Raw genomic sequence first — 15,186 nt, 5'->3', positions numbered from 1 at the left:
GTGCTCGATACCATGTCGCCCTAGTAGGGAAGGGCATGGTATCAAATCTCATCATCAGCCCGGTTTCATTGGGTTTTATCTTGGTGCATGAGTGCTTTTCTGAGCATGGTATTTTTTCCATGGGATCCGTAACTGCCATGCTGACCGATACCAAGCTGCGTAACCTCAAACCGCAAGAAAAACTCTACAAGGTGAACGACCGCGACGGGCTGTACGTGGCCGTCACTGCTGCCGGTTCCATCTCATTTCGTTACAACTACTCAATCAATGGCCGTCAGGAGACCATCACGTTCGGTCGTTATGGCGTGGGTGGCATCACACTTGCGGAAGCCAGAGAGCGCCTGGGCGAGGCTAAAAAGATGGTTTCGGCGGGTAAGTCACCTGCCAAAGAGAAAGCACGTGCCAAGGCACGCACCAAAGGGGCAGAGACATTTGATGCGTGGGCTGAGAAATGGCTGCGTGGGTATCAGATGGCTGACTCGACGCGTGACATGCGCCGGTCGGTTTACGAGCGCGAGCTAAAGCCGCACTTCGGTAATCAGAAACTGGTGGAAATCAATCATGAGGATCTGCGAACGCTGACTGATGCAATTGTGGAGCGTGGAGCTCCAGCCACGGCTGTGCACTCCCGCGAGATTGTGATGCAGGTGTTCCGATGGGCGATAGAGCGTGGCCAGAAGGTCGAGAACCCGGCGGATCTGGTACGTCCTGCAAGCATCGCTAAATTCGAGCCACGTGACCGCGCTTTAGGACCTGACGAAATCGCGTTGATGTATCAATACCTGGACCGCATCGGCACCGCCTCATCCGTGAGAGTCGCCGCTAAGCTGTTGTTGCTGACCATGGTTCGTAAAAGTGAATTGACCAACGCTACCTGGAACGAAATCAATTTCAGCGAAGCCCTATGGACCATTCCGAAAGAGCGGATGAAGCGCCGCAATCCTCATTTGGTGTTCTTATCTCAGCAGGCTTTGGATTTCTTCATTGCATTGAAGACGTTTGCTGGCGGTTCAGACTACGTCTTTCCCTCCCGGTACGATTCTGATTTGCCAATGAGCACCGCGACGATCAATCAGGTGTTGACGCTGACTTACCGGCTTGCGCAAAAAGAAGGGCAGTCGCTGAGCAAGTTCGGACCGCATGATTTGAGGCGCACAGCGAGCACGCTGCTGCATGAGGCTGGTTACAACTCAGATTGGATTGAGAAGTGCCTTGCGCATGAGCAGAAGGGCGTAAGGGCCGTTTACAACAAGGCTGAATACCGCGATCAGCGTCGGGCGATGTTGCAGGATTGGGCGGATATGATTGACGAGTGGACACTTAGTCGGCCACGTCGAAGCAACGTCGGCAAAGAGTGAAGTTAACATTTTCGATCTTATGATGATTACTGCTTTCGAGCTCGTCGTCTGATGGCCGCAGATACTGCTTGGCGTGATACGCCAAGTTGGCGGGCAATTTCAGCCTGGTTGGTAATGCCTTGATTCAGCAACTCATCCACCGAGCTTGTTGGTGACTTGAGTATCTGGAGCTGGCTATAGGCCGTTTTCCTGACCTCAGCCCATGTCTCTATATCCCACCTCGGGAAAACAGCAGCTCCTTGGGACCAGATTTTTGCGATTAAATCCTCATACTCCAGTGCATACCTCCGGTCGCGCTGATAAGCGCGCCGAGCTTCATCGCTACGCCGTGGGTTGTGAGCCTCACAGTAAAGTTTGCTCGGTCTCGATGCGCCTTCGGGATGGCTCGGTAAAGCCGAAGGCCACATCAACTCGCCCTGGCACGCCCAGGTAGAAACGAGCATTCGACGCTCGACGTGATATCGATGGATTGAGCGGATCTCCCGTCTTCGTATCTGGAGACCCTCACCTGTTTGTCGGTGTAGTCATTAGAGCTGGACAGGAGTCTGGGCTACTCCATTTCATCTATGGAGCATGTCTTTTCCACGCGATGGATGCCTTGGTGGAGTTTCCCTCTCAGCCGATGATGATTTGATCTAGGAACTGATGACCATGAAATATAAACAACGCGGGCTTTGGCTGTAGAACGATTCCACTTTTCGCCTCCAGCACATCAAGGAATGACATGTTCATGAAAGATAAAGCGCAAACTGGCTACAATCCTGTACAGGACGATGTGTTGAAGACATTGGGCCTTGCGGTGATCGCGGGGCAGAGTGTTGAGCACCTATTGTGCAATTGCCTAACGTTTCCTTTGCACGGCGAGCCACTGCAAACAGTGGAACAGCTTCAGATCCTGCTTGAGCGACATTCAAAAGCCACTCTGGGACAACTGCTTAAAGCACTGCGGAAGCGGGTTGATCTGCATCCCACCTTCGACGACAAGTTGGATCGCTTCCTCCAGTATCGCAACGTGATCGCACATCGGCTACATGATGTGCCCGGCGGTTTTGACCTGCATACCGATGAAGGACGGGGGAGGCTAAAGGCCTTCCTGCTCCAGTACATGGAAGATGGTCATACCGTCAGCATGGTATTGCTGGGCGTTTTGCGGAAATGGGCGAGTCAAGAGGACATTGATCTTCCCAACGAGCACCATCTGAGCCAGCGAATGCAGGACCACCTTGATGCCAATGTCATGCCAAATTTGGCAGCCTTGATCAGGTCTAAAGAACACGACTGAATCCACTGAAAAGACGATGGCCATCTACGAAGAAATGCAGGCACAGCTCCAGGAACTGGTGGATCTGGTGAAGCTAACCCGCGTAGATTTCGGCTAGAAGTTATCAATCGCGTTGCACATCGACACCTTCCCCGCTGGCTGCGGTTGGACCATTGCCCACTGCTTGCCGCCCGCCTCCAATTCATCCAGCTGGAACGAACAGTCCGCCGACATGGTGGCCTGCACCATGTAGTCCACGCCAGGCCGAGGCACGAAGGTCATGGTCTTGGCACACTGCCGGGAATATTGCAGGCGCCCCAGGTAATGGAACGCGATCGGCTTGTTCGCCGGCACCACCAGCTCCGACGAGACCGCACCGGCCCACGAAAAGATCGGTCCGGGAATGCCGAGGTTTTCGCCGTTATGGTCGGGGAAGCCGGGTTTCGCCGACGCCATCACCCCCGCGCCGGGCACGTTCCAGTCGAGGCAATCACGCCCCGGCACGGCGCGCACCAGGCCGTCGGTGAGCAGGCGGATACGCGCGGTCTCGCCGCCCTGCGGGGGCACGTAGCCGGTGGACAGCGAACGCACGTTCGCCACTTGGCCGCAGCCGCCCAGCGCTAGCAGCAGCACGGCGGGGATTACAGGCAACAGTCTCATCAGGCATCGACTCGTAGGGGGAAGTTAAGGCTGGCGGCAGTTCTGGTTGACCGACAGATGTGGCGCCGGCTCATAGCTCACGCGCTGCAAACCATCGGCGTCCTGGAACAGGAAGTATTTGACGCGACAATCCTTGAACATCGCTGAGTAACCCTCCGCCCGGAAGCCTTGGCCATCGACCTGTTTGGTCACGGTATTGTTGCGGCTGACCACCTCGAGCACCTTCTGATAGCTGTCGCCCATGTTTACCCCAGGCTCGCCGGTGATCGCGGCCGAGGAGGCGCAACCGCCCAGCGCTGTTGCCGCCAGGGCCAATGCGGCACCATACAGTCCGTTGCGTAGATTGTTCATTCCCTGTGTCCTTTTGGTGATGGGTTAACGGCGGCCGTCGCACACCGGCGATTCGCCAATGCGGCCTAGCTTGCACAGGTCCAGATCGTCCGTGCGGATAAAACCCGCATCCTTCATGCAGTAGAAGCGCGTCAGCACCACATCAATCGGCGACTTGTCGCCAACGCCATCAAGATTGGTATACCCGCAAGCCCGCATTGCGTCATCGACGCCCTGCTGGGAGACGCCCTTCTTTTTCCATTGGGTGTAGTCCCCTGGCGGCGGTTGAAAAGGGGTACAGCCCCCAACTACTACCAGAAGGCTCAGGCCCAACCACTGATTTCGAGTCAGCAACATCACATTCTCCATGTCCATGAGTGCCCCGGACTGTGCCCGATTACCGGCGCCCGTCACACACCGCAGACTCACCAATACGACCGAGCTTGCACATGTCCACGTTATCTTTGCGTTTGTAGCCTGCGTCTTTCATGCAATAGAAATTCATTAACCTCACATCGATTGGCGACCTGTCTCCTGCGCCATCAACATTGGTATATCCGCACGCACGCATCGCAGCAACGATCCCGGTCTGCGATACGCCCTCCTTGTACCATTTTGTGTAATCCGGAGCCGGCGGTTGAAAGCCCCTTCCCGTGCAGCCAACCAGTAACACAGCGCAAAAACTCAGCAACAGGCTCCTCGTGAACATGGCGTTCTTCCTTATGGGTTGACTCGGATAAGTGTGAGACGCCGTAGGGTGAGTCGCTCTAGAAGGGTTTGCAAGCGGCCCCGGCATCCTCATAGCGGTTATGCAATGTTTGATTGCCGTCCAGCACGTTCAGTCATTCCCATAGGCGAGCGTGTTTCAGCTTATGAAGTATTGGTCCATTTACCAACATTTCGCTGACCGTAACTCCTGGTCTGCGAGTACTTTCCGGTATTGGATCTTGAGTCAATATAGGATCAGTGCGGTATTGGCAGGCGGGTCAATTCCCCAGCCGATCATGACATCGCATGAATGATGCAATGCTTGTGAAAACAGGTTTTCGTTTATGGTGTTTTTCGTGGTATCAGCAGAAACGATCAAAATAAAACTATGATTTATATTGGTTTTTTATGATTGTTTATGTTCGAGTGAGCCTGCGTTAGCAGGTGAGTGCTGAATAACAAAACCCCGGCCATGTGCCGGGGGTTTTGGGTCTTGGTTTGTGCTAACAATTTCGTAAGCTCTGAGTCATTCATCAGTGCGGCTTAGGCGATTTGAGGTCTGCCGTACTTGAGGGTTACATAGGCTTCTTTATCTGGATCAAATGGTAATCGCATTGTGGGTTCTTTATCGATCCAATCGGCTTCTGTACCTGCGACACTCATTGCCAAGAAAAGAGGCTGCATCTCCGATAGCACTGCGTACCACTCAGAGAGACAGTCTATGATCCCGGGGTGCCAATTGTTTTCCACGGTCTGAAGTTTCGTGGTCAGTGAGGCTAACATGTGCTGTCGCTGGGCATCGTCGAGGCATTCGACGGCATAACCTACTAAAGCGTAATCCAACTCACAGCGAGAAATCTTAATAAGGTTCTCAGTACTCCCGTGCAGACCGAACCCCCAAGACGTCCAACGCTGATAAGCGAAATTCCACATAGTCTTCCGCTTCTTGACTTCGGCCATGTCCCTGAATGCTCGGAGACAATTCGCAACTGAAAATCGAGTTTGTTGACCAGACCAGTGCAGGCTTACCGCATCAACATAGGCTTCAAGGGCAGTGTCGTTCGCACCAGCAAGAACGCATCCGAGACAAGTCTGTAATTCTGGAAATCGCGAAGGGAACAAGTTGAACACGCGCATCCAGGCAGCCCAACGCGGCGCATCTTTCGACACACGTTCCAGTATCTGGATCAAAAATTTCTCGCAAGTTTCACCAAGTGGCTCCCTGTTAGCCATGTTTGACACAGATATATAAGTTGTCGCGAACTGGACATGAGGGCTGGACGATCCAGAGCCGAGACGTAGTGCCGCGTTGGCGTTGAGCGATAGCACGACACTCATGATAGATGCCGTCTGCCTTAGCCCCGAGACGGCCACGATCAAACGCTGGGGGGCAAATCTGTCGAGACATTGGGCAGCTTGAACTATGGCAGTGCCCGGAAAAAATCCGCCTTCTATCATGCGCCAGCCTAGTTCGATTCCGATCCAATCGCTTTCAGCATCAGCCTTTTCAAACCGTTCTACGGCCTCTGACTCCCAGATAGGCGCGGATAAACCACGAGTCGTGAAACTCATTGTTATACCTGCGATCATGCTTTCGAGCGCAGAGAGCAATTCATCGTTAGGCCTGAAATCATTTGGCACGATAGCCCAGAAACTTGCCCCCATCGTTGTGAATTGTCCTACGACGAATAGGGCGACTAGTCGGGTACGGCGCGGATCAGCGCTGATGCTCCAATCGGCGCCTGCTTGAATAATCCATCGGAACAGCCCGGTGAGCCTGTCGAAATCCTCACCGCTGGCGGGTGCGCCACGTCGGAGCAAATCTACGAAAGCAAATTGAGACCGGATCGCTTCAAATATGTCGTTACTGGCGTCCCACTCGGAAATAGCTTGAAGAGGATCGGATTGCGCTTCGATTACCGTAACAAGCGCATCTGGGACTTCAATCGGCCCAAATTGCGTGGCTTTCGCCATCGCCGCGACAATAACATCCGAAAGCTTCATTGCGGCCTTTTCCATACAAGGTGATCCTGTCCGCCGAGTAGCTCCCAAAGGTCGGTGAAGGCATCCACCACAAGCTGAGCATTGTCGACCTTCTGAAGGATGTGGTGCGCCGAGCCCACGGAGTTTACCGAGGTGCCGAGCGACCAAGCCATTGCCCCATCTGGGCCAGATGGAAAGATCAGGAACCTATCGTGGAAGTCCCATCCTGTCATGCCCTTCTGTACTCGAAGTTCAAGTTTCAGGCCCCGCCAGTTGCTTTGACATTCATTCAGTGTTTGGCGGATTTCGTCGGTGGAGCCAGCTTTGGCAGTTGTCAGACCGCGGAGGTCCACTCCATGGTAGGGGCAGTAAAATAGCGTTTCGAGTAGGTCTTTGGCTGACAGATATGGATCCCATAGCCAGGCACCTTTTTCGCTGTAAGCAACGATCAGTGCTCGAATGTCATCCAGTGCCTTTCGGCGGACTGCGGTTCCATCGTCTTGGGTTGGTCGATACTGAACAAAACGGCGCTCGGCAGCGAGCTTGTTGGCTTGCTCGGTGTACATTCGCTTCGCTGTCCATCCCCCGTTGTCGTCTGGCTGAGGATCACCGATGAGGCTATGAGTGGAGAACGAAGTCATACCTACTCGCCGAAGGTCACTACTGCCATCCGGATTTTTGACCGAAAAAGTGCGTGGCTCCGGATCGAGAGAGCGCATATTGAATGAGATGGTTGAGATAAAAGAACCTGGTCCGGAGGCGACGAGGAGCGTGCTGCTCTGTTCGGCCCAGATGAAGCCCCGATATAGTCCTCTGCCAGCACGCATAGGAAGTGGGGTTACCCTTTCCTGTAGCCTTGCTGAAGCAAAGCCTGTGAGGATTTCGTCATGCTCCAATTCGCAGACAGCTATCAAGGAGCGTGGAGTGGCTTTAGGATGCCAGGCGTGTTCGACCTGAAAATTCCCGTCTTGGAGCTGCTGAAATTTCGCCATTAGCACAGTGACCGGAAGTTGGACTGTCAGGTTGCCGAGCCGATCTGACATTGTGGCCAGTTGGAGTGGGATGTGTTTTTCGACCTGCACTGATAGCTCTTGCAAGCGGCGAGGATCTGCGAAGAACGGCTTCAGTGCTTCTTTGCCATGATCGGCCCATTCAAGCAGATGCGAACCAGTCCAGAAGTTGTTTTTGAGGAGTTTGTTCCATGGGACCTGCGCACCATTATCTGGCGGCACAAACTGTGCGGGCATCGGCAAAAGCTCGCCAAATCCGAGTTCATCGCCCGAGAGTCTCCATCCCTCCCCCGCCTCCAAAGCTGTGAGAGCCGGAATGAGGGTGTCGATCAGTGCAGTGTAACGGCGGAGGCCAAAACTCCAGCCATTGAGCGATTTGATTCGAATGGGTTTCGGCGTCAGAAAGTAGGCAGCCGCTGGCTCGAGATCAGGTTGCTCCTCGGCAATCAGGAGCGTGAAGATATTGATGATGTCCTCATGATCGGGCCGGCTGGCGAACAGCTCTGTACATTCGACATGAGTATAAAACCCCAATGTGCCGGGCGTGAGAAGCTGGGTCAGCTCTGGCAGCGGGGAGCGAGGCTCGGCTGGCTCATATCGGTTCATGAAGGTAGCTCCCGGTGGCTCACAAATTCTAATTATGTCCAATTCGAGTATCAGGCGCCTTGCTTTATGACGAGTAGGGTTTTGGCCCAGTTACGCCCTAAACAGAACTTATAAAATCAGGTTTTCTTGGCATGGTATTAAATGTGGCATAGATTTTAATCGTAGCGATTAACGATTGATTTATAAGGGTATTTATTTATTATCGATAATAGAGTGGGAGTGATCCCCACGCGCTCTTGATGATGCCGTTCCCCGAAATCCCGCGCCTTGGCGCGGGATTTCAATATCCGCTCGCTCACACTGTTAATCTCCGAATGTTCTTTTTTATAGCGTCCGCTTCAAGTGGCAATACTTGATTGTTGCATTTGCCGGATTCTGTAGTCTCTTGCCCGCCGAACGCATCTTGCGTGATTAAGCTGACGCCGAATAAGCGTAAGTGTCCGGTCGATACTTCTTTTAATGATTATGCCGGTACTTTCCAAAGCGAATATCACCTTCCGGTAGGTTCTCCACGGGCTACCAGCCGAGGCTTTGATAAAAACCACTCGCGCGGTGTGCTTCAGTGGTTTCCAGTCATATGTTCTGGTGGTGTTGAAATAGGAAAGCCTCCGCTCTATCCATCAGGCGGCGCCCCCAATCCTTGCCCCTCGAACCAGAGGGTGCCTGGACGGACCTCGGGCGGCTGACACGCTCGGCGAATAGGTAACGGCTCTGCCAGCATGCCCCTAAGACTATCTATCTGATTCAAATGATGTTTTTAGAGAAAACCTCTCTGAAAATAACCTGTTACGTACCGTTAATTAACCGTTACCCAACTTATCTTGGGCAGTCTGTCATGGGCAGTATCCATATAGCCCGTTGAAATAAGACTCCCGACCGGGCCTGCACGGAAAGACAGCGCGAGGCTATCCATGGCCTCAAAACAAAAACAAAAGAATAAATGGCGAGGTACTTACGATGACGATGTATGAGATCTGGGACTCAATTGTCGCGTTCTATGAACCGACACTGGAAATAATAAGTCTATGGGCCTGGGGCCTTCCTCTGTTTGTCTCAGTCCTCGCGGTGATGTTCATCATCTCGCAAAAGTGGCAGAGCCCCCTGACCCTCCGTTCTCTAACCAATGCAGCCTTTCCCAAAGAGCAATATGACAACCCCTCATCTCGCGTGGATATGTGGAACGGTATCATCCTGCTGATGCTCGGTTTTCCCCTGGTCGGCGTCTTCGCCGTCAATGGCATCGCCATTGCTGACAATGTAGGCGCTTATTTCACCGCTGAATTCGGTGTCCGGGCCCCCTTGATGACGTCAACCTGGCTGATCGTCTCCGTTCAGTTCCTGACTTATTTCCTCAGTGTCGACTTCGTGGGGTATTGGATACATCGTTGGTGCCATACCAATGCACTGATGTGGCATCTGCACAAGCCTCACCATACCGCTGAGACACTGACGCCCTGGACGCTATTCCGCCAGCACCCCATCGAGTTCTTTGGCCTCAATATTATCCCGGCGGTGGTCGGCGGGGCCTTTACGGGGGTGGTGCTTTATGCAACGGGGAGTCAAATCCACCCAGGCATGGTGGTTGCCGTCACCACAACGGCCTACATCTGCTTCTTCGTTATCGATGTGTTTTCTCACGTCCATTTGCCGATCTCCTACGGGTGGATGAACCGGATCGTTTTGGCCCCTGTCATGCACAACCTTCACCACAGTATGGAGCCCCATCACTGGGACAAGAACAACGCAGTCGTACTGACGCTCTGGGACTGGATGTTCGGAACACTCTACTTGCCCAAGAAGGGCGAGAGCTGGCGTTGGGGATGCAACGACGAAGAATATGGTGCCAACAATCCGCACAACACCCTGAGGGGGTTCTATATCGATCCTTTCAAAACCCTCTGGCGTCACTTGAAGGACGGGCAGAGCCCGAATCCGTGAGGGGTACGGAGCACTGGGCAAGTATCTAGAGCGTAAAGCACGCCAGGCAATCGCTGGCTCAATTCCGTCAAGGGAATCATCATGGCATTGAAAGACACGCTTCATTGGCGCTATGCAACCAAAAGCTACAACGGCGACAAGGTCGCGCAAGAAAAAATTGATCCGATCCTGGAAGCCATACGCCTGGCCCCCAGCAGTTCGGGCCTGCAGCCTTTCAAGGTGTTAATCATCACTAACCGCGAGTTGAAGGCGCAATTGCAGCCGATCTGCGCCAACCAACAGCAAATTTCCACAGCGTCCCACTTGTTGATTTTTGCTGCCTGGGATGAATACACACCTGAGCGGATCAATGGGTTTTTTGAATACAGCAACAAAATACGTAACCTGCCTGCCAGTGTCACCGATGATTACCGGCTATCGCTGCTCGATTCTTTCGGCAGCATGAGCAAGGAGCAGCAGTATTTCCACGCGTCCAAACAGTGCTACATCGCCTTGGGATTCGCGTTGGTAGCGGCAGCTGAACTGGGCGTAGATGCCACGCCCATGGAAGGATTCGACAACCAGGCAGTGAATGCACTTCTGAAGCTTCCCGAACAGGGGTTGAACAGTTCCGTTCTTTTGGCCCTGGGCTACCGGGATACTGAAAGCGATTGGCTGGTGAAACTCGAAAAGGTCCGGCGCGACAAGGCGCATATGTTCGTGGAGATTGCGTAGGTCTACCCCTGAGAAATTTCCAGCAACACAGGTTGTAATCAGCAGGGCAGATTAAATGTGCCTGCATGCCGGTTCAGGCGCCGTTGCCGAGACCCCATGCAGGCCATGTGCTTTTTGCGCAAAGCATTCCCGCACACCCTGATGGGAGACGTCGGCACCAGGCGAAGCGGATGCCCACGTCAGGCCACGCACGTAGGCACGGTGCCCAGCCCGTCTCGGAACGAGCAATGGCTTCGCTACGAGACGACGGGCGATATTGCCTTGCCCCATCTCAGGTTCCTTTAGCCTGGCTCTTCGCTCCAGAAGGAGCTAACCGCGTGCGGTTGGCAGCCCTGTCCGGGATAGGGACAGGTTCGTAAAAGAGTCTGGCGCTCAGCTTCTATTGAGCTGCCTCGTCTGGCTTGCCAGGGCTTGGCATGGCCTTGCCACTGGGAGGCGACGCCTGCCTCGTACGCCACATCTGACCGACGTCAAGTGGGCGTGCGATCAGCAACTCTGCCGATACACTCGACGGACCAAATGTGCGCACCTCATACATCGCTTCGAAGGCGTCGCTATTCCCTAGCACGGTCTTCAAGCGACTCAGCTCGGCACTGTCCGATGCAATTTTCGCTGCTTCAATCAGTGCGGGATCCATGATGCCGGCAACGACGACGATGTGATTTCCTGCTGGTCCCGGAAAGCGAGCAAGGTACGCATAGTCACGACGCATGATTCTTTCAGTGGACGGTTCGGCCCAATCAGATTGAAATTTATCCCCGCTCGCTCGATCCACAAGGGTATCGCCGCTGGCCGACAGCGAAAACCCGGAAAGATCAAAAAACGGCTCCTGCAGATCGCCGAGCGTGTCGAGTAAACCAACATAGACAATATCGTGATCGCTCAGCATTTCATTGGTGAAACGTGATGTGGTCACATCCTTGATCAGGCTTGAATTTCCAGGCCTGGTTGCGACCATGATTGGCATCACCGAAACCAGGGCTGATGCGAGCCCACTCGGCAAGTGATGGGCATTCATATCGATATACCTTTGGCCGGGCACAGGCATCTGTTGTTTGTAGTTATTCAGATCCTCGCTGGAAGCGATGGTGGAATCAGCGACCATACGAAGAATAGAACCGTCAGCGCCCTGTTCACCGAATACATAAAAATCACCGGAAACGATTAATAGCGGAGCCAGATTCTTCGTGATACCACTCCAGAGAATGCTCTCGATACGCGAATCACTGGGTGATTTCCCTGCCAACCAGAGCCAGCATATTGCGTTGAGCGTGAGGAAAAGCGCCGCGACGGCAAAATACCGCCAATCAAGGAAACGTCGGTGCACATGGCCGGAGTATTTGTCTTGCTCATCGGGAACAGCGACGACCAGACGATATTCGCCACGCGGAAGGATAAGCCGCTCGCCACGCTCATCGGCTGGCGCCGCATCGAGTTTTTTTCGCAGCCGATGAATATGCACTCGAACCGTTGCATCAGCCGCGAGATCCACGCTGGCGGGTCTACCAAACACGACTAGTGCAATCTCGATTTCTTTCGTTGCGGTCGCCGTCAGTGATCGTTCGAGGAGAAACTCGAAAAGACGAATGATCTGTTGCGATTTACCGAGCGCACCACTCTGTAAGACTCTGTGCGCGTGCGCTGTGAGCCGGGTTACCTCGTCAACTTCCTGCGACTTATCCATTTCACATCCTTACTGCGCTCGTCGCCATTGAAGACAAGGCGAGTGCTCTATGGTCGTCCTCAGGGGCGATGAGTTCGACTTAAGCATAGGAGGCAGGTCGTCCGCATCCGTATCCCAAATTGGCACGTAGCCACGAGCCTCGGGAAACGACTTGGCCGATCCAGAGGCCCTGCTGTCCATACCGATTTGTCGTCGACGGGTAATCCGCAACGGCACACGTCAGGACTTGTTAAGGATCATATCAACGGTGGGGTGGCTTGCAGCGGCCTTCCTGATAGAAATGGCACTTTTCAAGGCGTCATTCGTACGTGATCATATAACTATATGATTTTTATATATTTTATTTCATGGTTCATAATTGGAGTGGAAGTGACGCTGCGGCAGCAGGTGAGCGCTGAATAACAAAACCCCGGCCATGTCCGGGGTTTTGTGTTTCTGGTATCTGTTTACCGTCGGGCAATATCCGAAAAGTAAAACTTATCCAGCGTATGCCGCGATTCGGTGTACTCGAACTGGCGCCCATCCTGCAAAAACGTCTGGTTACTCACCACAATCACATGGCTCTGACCGTCTAGGTCGAGGTGCGCCTGGTCGTCTTTGCTGCGGGGCAGGGCTTCGATGGTGCGTTGCGCATAGCTGATCTGCAGCTGCAGCGTCTGCTCGATGAACGCGTAGATCGATTGCTCGGCGATGTCGCGGTCCAGGCCGGGAATCAGGTCGGCGACAAAGTGGTTGATGTCGAGGATCACCCGTTTGCCGCCGATGCGCCGGACGCGCTTGATCCGCGTGATCAGGGTGCCGGGTTCGGCTTCGATGTGTTGTTGCAATGAGCCTTCCAGTGGGAACTGGGTGAACTCGACCACTTCGGTGCGTACGTCGTCGCCCAGGTCGGCGTGGGTTTCGTGGAAGCTGACGATGCCACCCAATTGGAACTCGATGGGGTTGGGCGACAACACGAAAGTGCCCTTGCCGTGGATTTTTTGCGCGAACCCACGCTCCTGCAACTGCTCGATGGCCCGACGCACGGTGCCACGGCTGGCCTGGTAGGCATCCATCAATTCGGTTTCGGAGGGAAGACGGGTGCCACGTTGCAGGCGTTCAGTGGTGATGTTGGCAAGCAGATCGGTATAGATCTGGTTGTATTTGCTCATGGGGATGGCTCTGTGCCGGGTTTGCGTTCAAGGCAGGAACCTTAGTGGCACGGGGGGTGTTTGTCCATTGGGCCCTTGGATATCTGTGGCGCGTGACGGTGTAGAGCCCATGAAAAAACAAACAAAATGTAACTCGTACAGACGAGTTGTTGCTTTAACTCGTCTGTACGAGTACGTTTGCTCTCGGCGTGCTGCCAATGACTGCCCCCAAATAAAAAAATCAAAGTGGAAACCAAGCATGAGCCACGACTATTCGAACATTGCCCGCGAGATTCTCGAGAACCTCGGGGGCAGCGACAACCTTGAGCAAGCTGCCCACTGCGTGACTCGCCTGCGCCTGGCGCTCAAGGACCCGAGCCGGGTCAAGAGCAGCGCCTTGAACCAGGTTGACCTCGTCAAGGGCTCGTTTTTCACCGGGGGCCTGTTCCAGGTGGTGATCGGCCCCGGCGAAGTGGAAAAAGTCTATGCCGCGCTGCGGGAACAGACCGGCCTCGCCGCCGCCACCATCGCCGACGTCAAGAAAAAGGGCGCCGACAAGACCAATGCCATGCAGCGCCTGGTGCGGGTGTTCTCCGATGTGTTCATGCCGATCCTGCCTGCGCTGATCATTGCCGGCCTGTTGATGGGCGTGAACAACCTGATGGGCGCCAAGGGCATGTTCATCGAGGGCAAGACGCTGCTGGAGGCCTATCCGAACCTGGATGGCCTGTGGAGCCTGATCAACCTGATGGCCAACACCTCGTTCGTGTTCTTGCCGGCGCTGGTGGGCTGGTCGGCGGCCAAGCGCTTTGGCGGCAGTGAAATCCTCGGCATCGTGCTCGGCCTGATGCTGGTGCACCCGGACCTGCTCAACGCCTGGAACTACGGCAAGGCGGTCGCCGGGCTGGATGGCCAGAGCCTGCCGTACTTCGATATTTTCGGTTGGTTCAAGATCGAGAAAGTGGGTTACCAGGGGCAGATCCTGCCTATCCTGATGGCGGCCTATGTGATGAGCGTCATCGAGAAATGGCTGCGGGCGCGGGTGCCGAATGCGATTCAACTGCTCGTCGTACCGATCACCACCATCGTCGTTACCGGTGTGCTGGCCCTGGCAATCATTGGCCCGGTCACCCGTCACCTGGGCATCCTGATTACCGAAGGCGTGGTCACCCTCTTTGACCTGGCGCCGATGCTGGGCGGGGCGATTTTCGGCCTGCTGTATGCCCCGCTGGTGATCACCGGCATGCACCATATGTTCCTCGCCGTGGACCTGCAATTGATCTCCACCCAGGGCGGCACCTTTATCTGGCCGATGATCGTCATGTCCAACCTGGCCCAGGGCAGCGCCGCGCTCGCGGTGTTCTACATGACCCGTAATGCGCGGGACAAAAGCATGGCCTCGACCTCAGCGGTTTCCGCCTACTTCGGCATTACAGAGCCCGCGATGTTCGGCGTGAACCTGCGCTTCAAATTCCCGTTTTATGCCGCGCTGCTGGGTTCGGCGCTGGGCAGCATCTTCCTGTCGTTGAACAAGGTCCAGGCCTCGGCCATCGGGGGCGGCGGCCTGCCTGGGTTTATCTCGATCGTGCCGAGCGCCATTCCGATGTTTGTGATCGGGATGGTCATCGCGATGGTCGTGCCGTTTGTTTTGACCTGCGCGTTGAGCATGAAGATCGTGCGGCCTGGATACAGGGTTGCCTGATCTACCGCTATCGGGGGCAAGCCCCTCCGCATTTTGAATGTGGGAGCGGGCTTGCCCCCCGATGAGGCCCGAGAGGCCTGCAAAAAACTCTACTGAAGGAAC

At 54.6% G+C, this 15,186-nt stretch carries 13 protein-coding genes; 5 read left to right on the top strand and 8 right to left on the bottom strand.

Features of this window, described 5'->3' with window-relative positions:
- Positions 1-137: 137 nt before the first annotated feature.
- Positions 138-1,358, top strand: coding sequence for a tyrosine-type recombinase/integrase (locus tag AB7933_RS27940; protein WP_041161295.1), 1,221 nt, complete (start codon positions 138-140; stop codon positions 1,356-1,358).
- Between the two features lie 730 nt (positions 1,359-2,088).
- A complete protein-coding gene (locus AB7933_RS27935) occupies positions 2,089-2,640 on the top strand; it encodes a hypothetical protein (RefSeq protein ID WP_041161015.1) in 552 nt (183 codons plus the stop codon).
- A gap of 93 nt (positions 2,641-2,733) precedes the next feature.
- On the opposite strand, the gene AB7933_RS27930 is transcribed toward AB7933_RS27935, so the two are convergent.
- The 6 genes from AB7933_RS27930 to AB7933_RS27905 all read right to left on the bottom strand — a co-directional run bounded on the left by AB7933_RS27930 (position 2,734) and on the right by AB7933_RS27905 (position 7,916).
- The gene (locus tag AB7933_RS27930) at positions 2,734-3,279 is read right to left on the bottom strand and encodes a hypothetical protein (RefSeq protein WP_024077270.1); all 546 of its coding nucleotides are present in this window, start codon (positions 3,277-3,279) and stop codon (positions 2,734-2,736) included.
- A gap of 24 nt (positions 3,280-3,303) precedes the next feature.
- Positions 3,304-3,630 (bottom strand): hypothetical protein, encoded by a 327-nt coding sequence (locus AB7933_RS27925; protein WP_024077269.1) that lies wholly within the window; start codon positions 3,628-3,630, stop codon positions 3,304-3,306.
- Between the two features lie 24 nt (positions 3,631-3,654).
- A complete protein-coding gene (locus AB7933_RS27920) occupies positions 3,655-3,966 on the bottom strand; it encodes a hypothetical protein (protein WP_024077268.1) in 312 nt (103 codons plus the stop codon).
- A 40-nt stretch (positions 3,967-4,006) separates the two neighbouring features.
- A complete protein-coding gene (locus AB7933_RS27915; protein ID WP_024077267.1) occupies positions 4,007-4,318 on the bottom strand; it encodes a hypothetical protein in 312 nt (103 codons plus the stop codon).
- A gap of 542 nt (positions 4,319-4,860) precedes the next feature.
- Positions 4,861-6,336, bottom strand: coding sequence for a hypothetical protein (locus AB7933_RS27910; protein WP_024077266.1), 1,476 nt, complete (start codon positions 6,334-6,336; stop codon positions 4,861-4,863).
- Positions 6,318-7,916: a VPA1262 family N-terminal domain-containing protein gene (locus AB7933_RS27905; protein WP_024077265.1), complete on the bottom strand. Its 1,599-nt coding sequence runs from the start codon at positions 7,914-7,916 to the stop codon at positions 6,318-6,320. Before AB7933_RS27905 ends, AB7933_RS27910 begins: the two co-directional genes overlap by 19 nt.
- A 957-nt stretch (positions 7,917-8,873) precedes the next feature.
- On the opposite strand from AB7933_RS27905, the gene AB7933_RS27900 reads away from it, so the two are divergent.
- The gene (locus AB7933_RS27900) at positions 8,874-9,854 is read left to right on the top strand and encodes a sterol desaturase family protein (protein ID WP_024077264.1); all 981 of its coding nucleotides are present in this window, start codon (positions 8,874-8,876) and stop codon (positions 9,852-9,854) included.
- An 81-nt stretch (positions 9,855-9,935) separates the two neighbouring features.
- Complete coding sequence (locus AB7933_RS27895) at positions 9,936-10,568, top strand: NAD(P)H-dependent oxidoreductase (protein ID WP_024077263.1); 633 nt, start codon at positions 9,936-9,938, stop codon at positions 10,566-10,568.
- Between the two features lie 379 nt (positions 10,569-10,947).
- On the opposite strand, the gene AB7933_RS27890 is transcribed toward AB7933_RS27895, so the two are convergent.
- Together AB7933_RS27890 and treR are read right to left on the bottom strand one after the other, a co-directional pair.
- Positions 10,948-12,252: a hypothetical protein gene (locus tag AB7933_RS27890; RefSeq protein WP_024077262.1), complete on the bottom strand. Its 1,305-nt coding sequence runs from the start codon at positions 12,250-12,252 to the stop codon at positions 10,948-10,950.
- Between the two features lie 446 nt (positions 12,253-12,698).
- Positions 12,699-13,403: a trehalose operon repressor gene (gene treR, locus AB7933_RS27885; RefSeq protein WP_024077261.1), complete on the bottom strand. Its 705-nt coding sequence runs from the start codon at positions 13,401-13,403 to the stop codon at positions 12,699-12,701.
- Positions 13,404-13,641: 238 nt separating this feature from the next.
- On the opposite strand from treR, the gene treP reads away from it, so the two are divergent.
- Positions 13,642-15,084 carry a PTS system trehalose-specific EIIBC component gene (gene treP, locus AB7933_RS27880; RefSeq protein WP_375156299.1) on the top strand — a complete coding sequence of 481 codons (1,443 nt, stop codon included), beginning with the start codon at positions 13,642-13,644 and terminating at the stop codon, positions 15,082-15,084.
- Positions 15,085-15,186: the final 102 nt, after the last annotated feature.

This window comes from Pseudomonas gorinensis (assembly GCF_042015035.1).
Classification (GTDB): Bacteria; Pseudomonadota; Gammaproteobacteria; order Pseudomonadales; family Pseudomonadaceae; genus Aquipseudomonas; species Aquipseudomonas gorinensis.
Note: the sequence above shows the minus strand (reverse complement) of the source record. Positions and strands in the feature narration are given on the sequence as shown.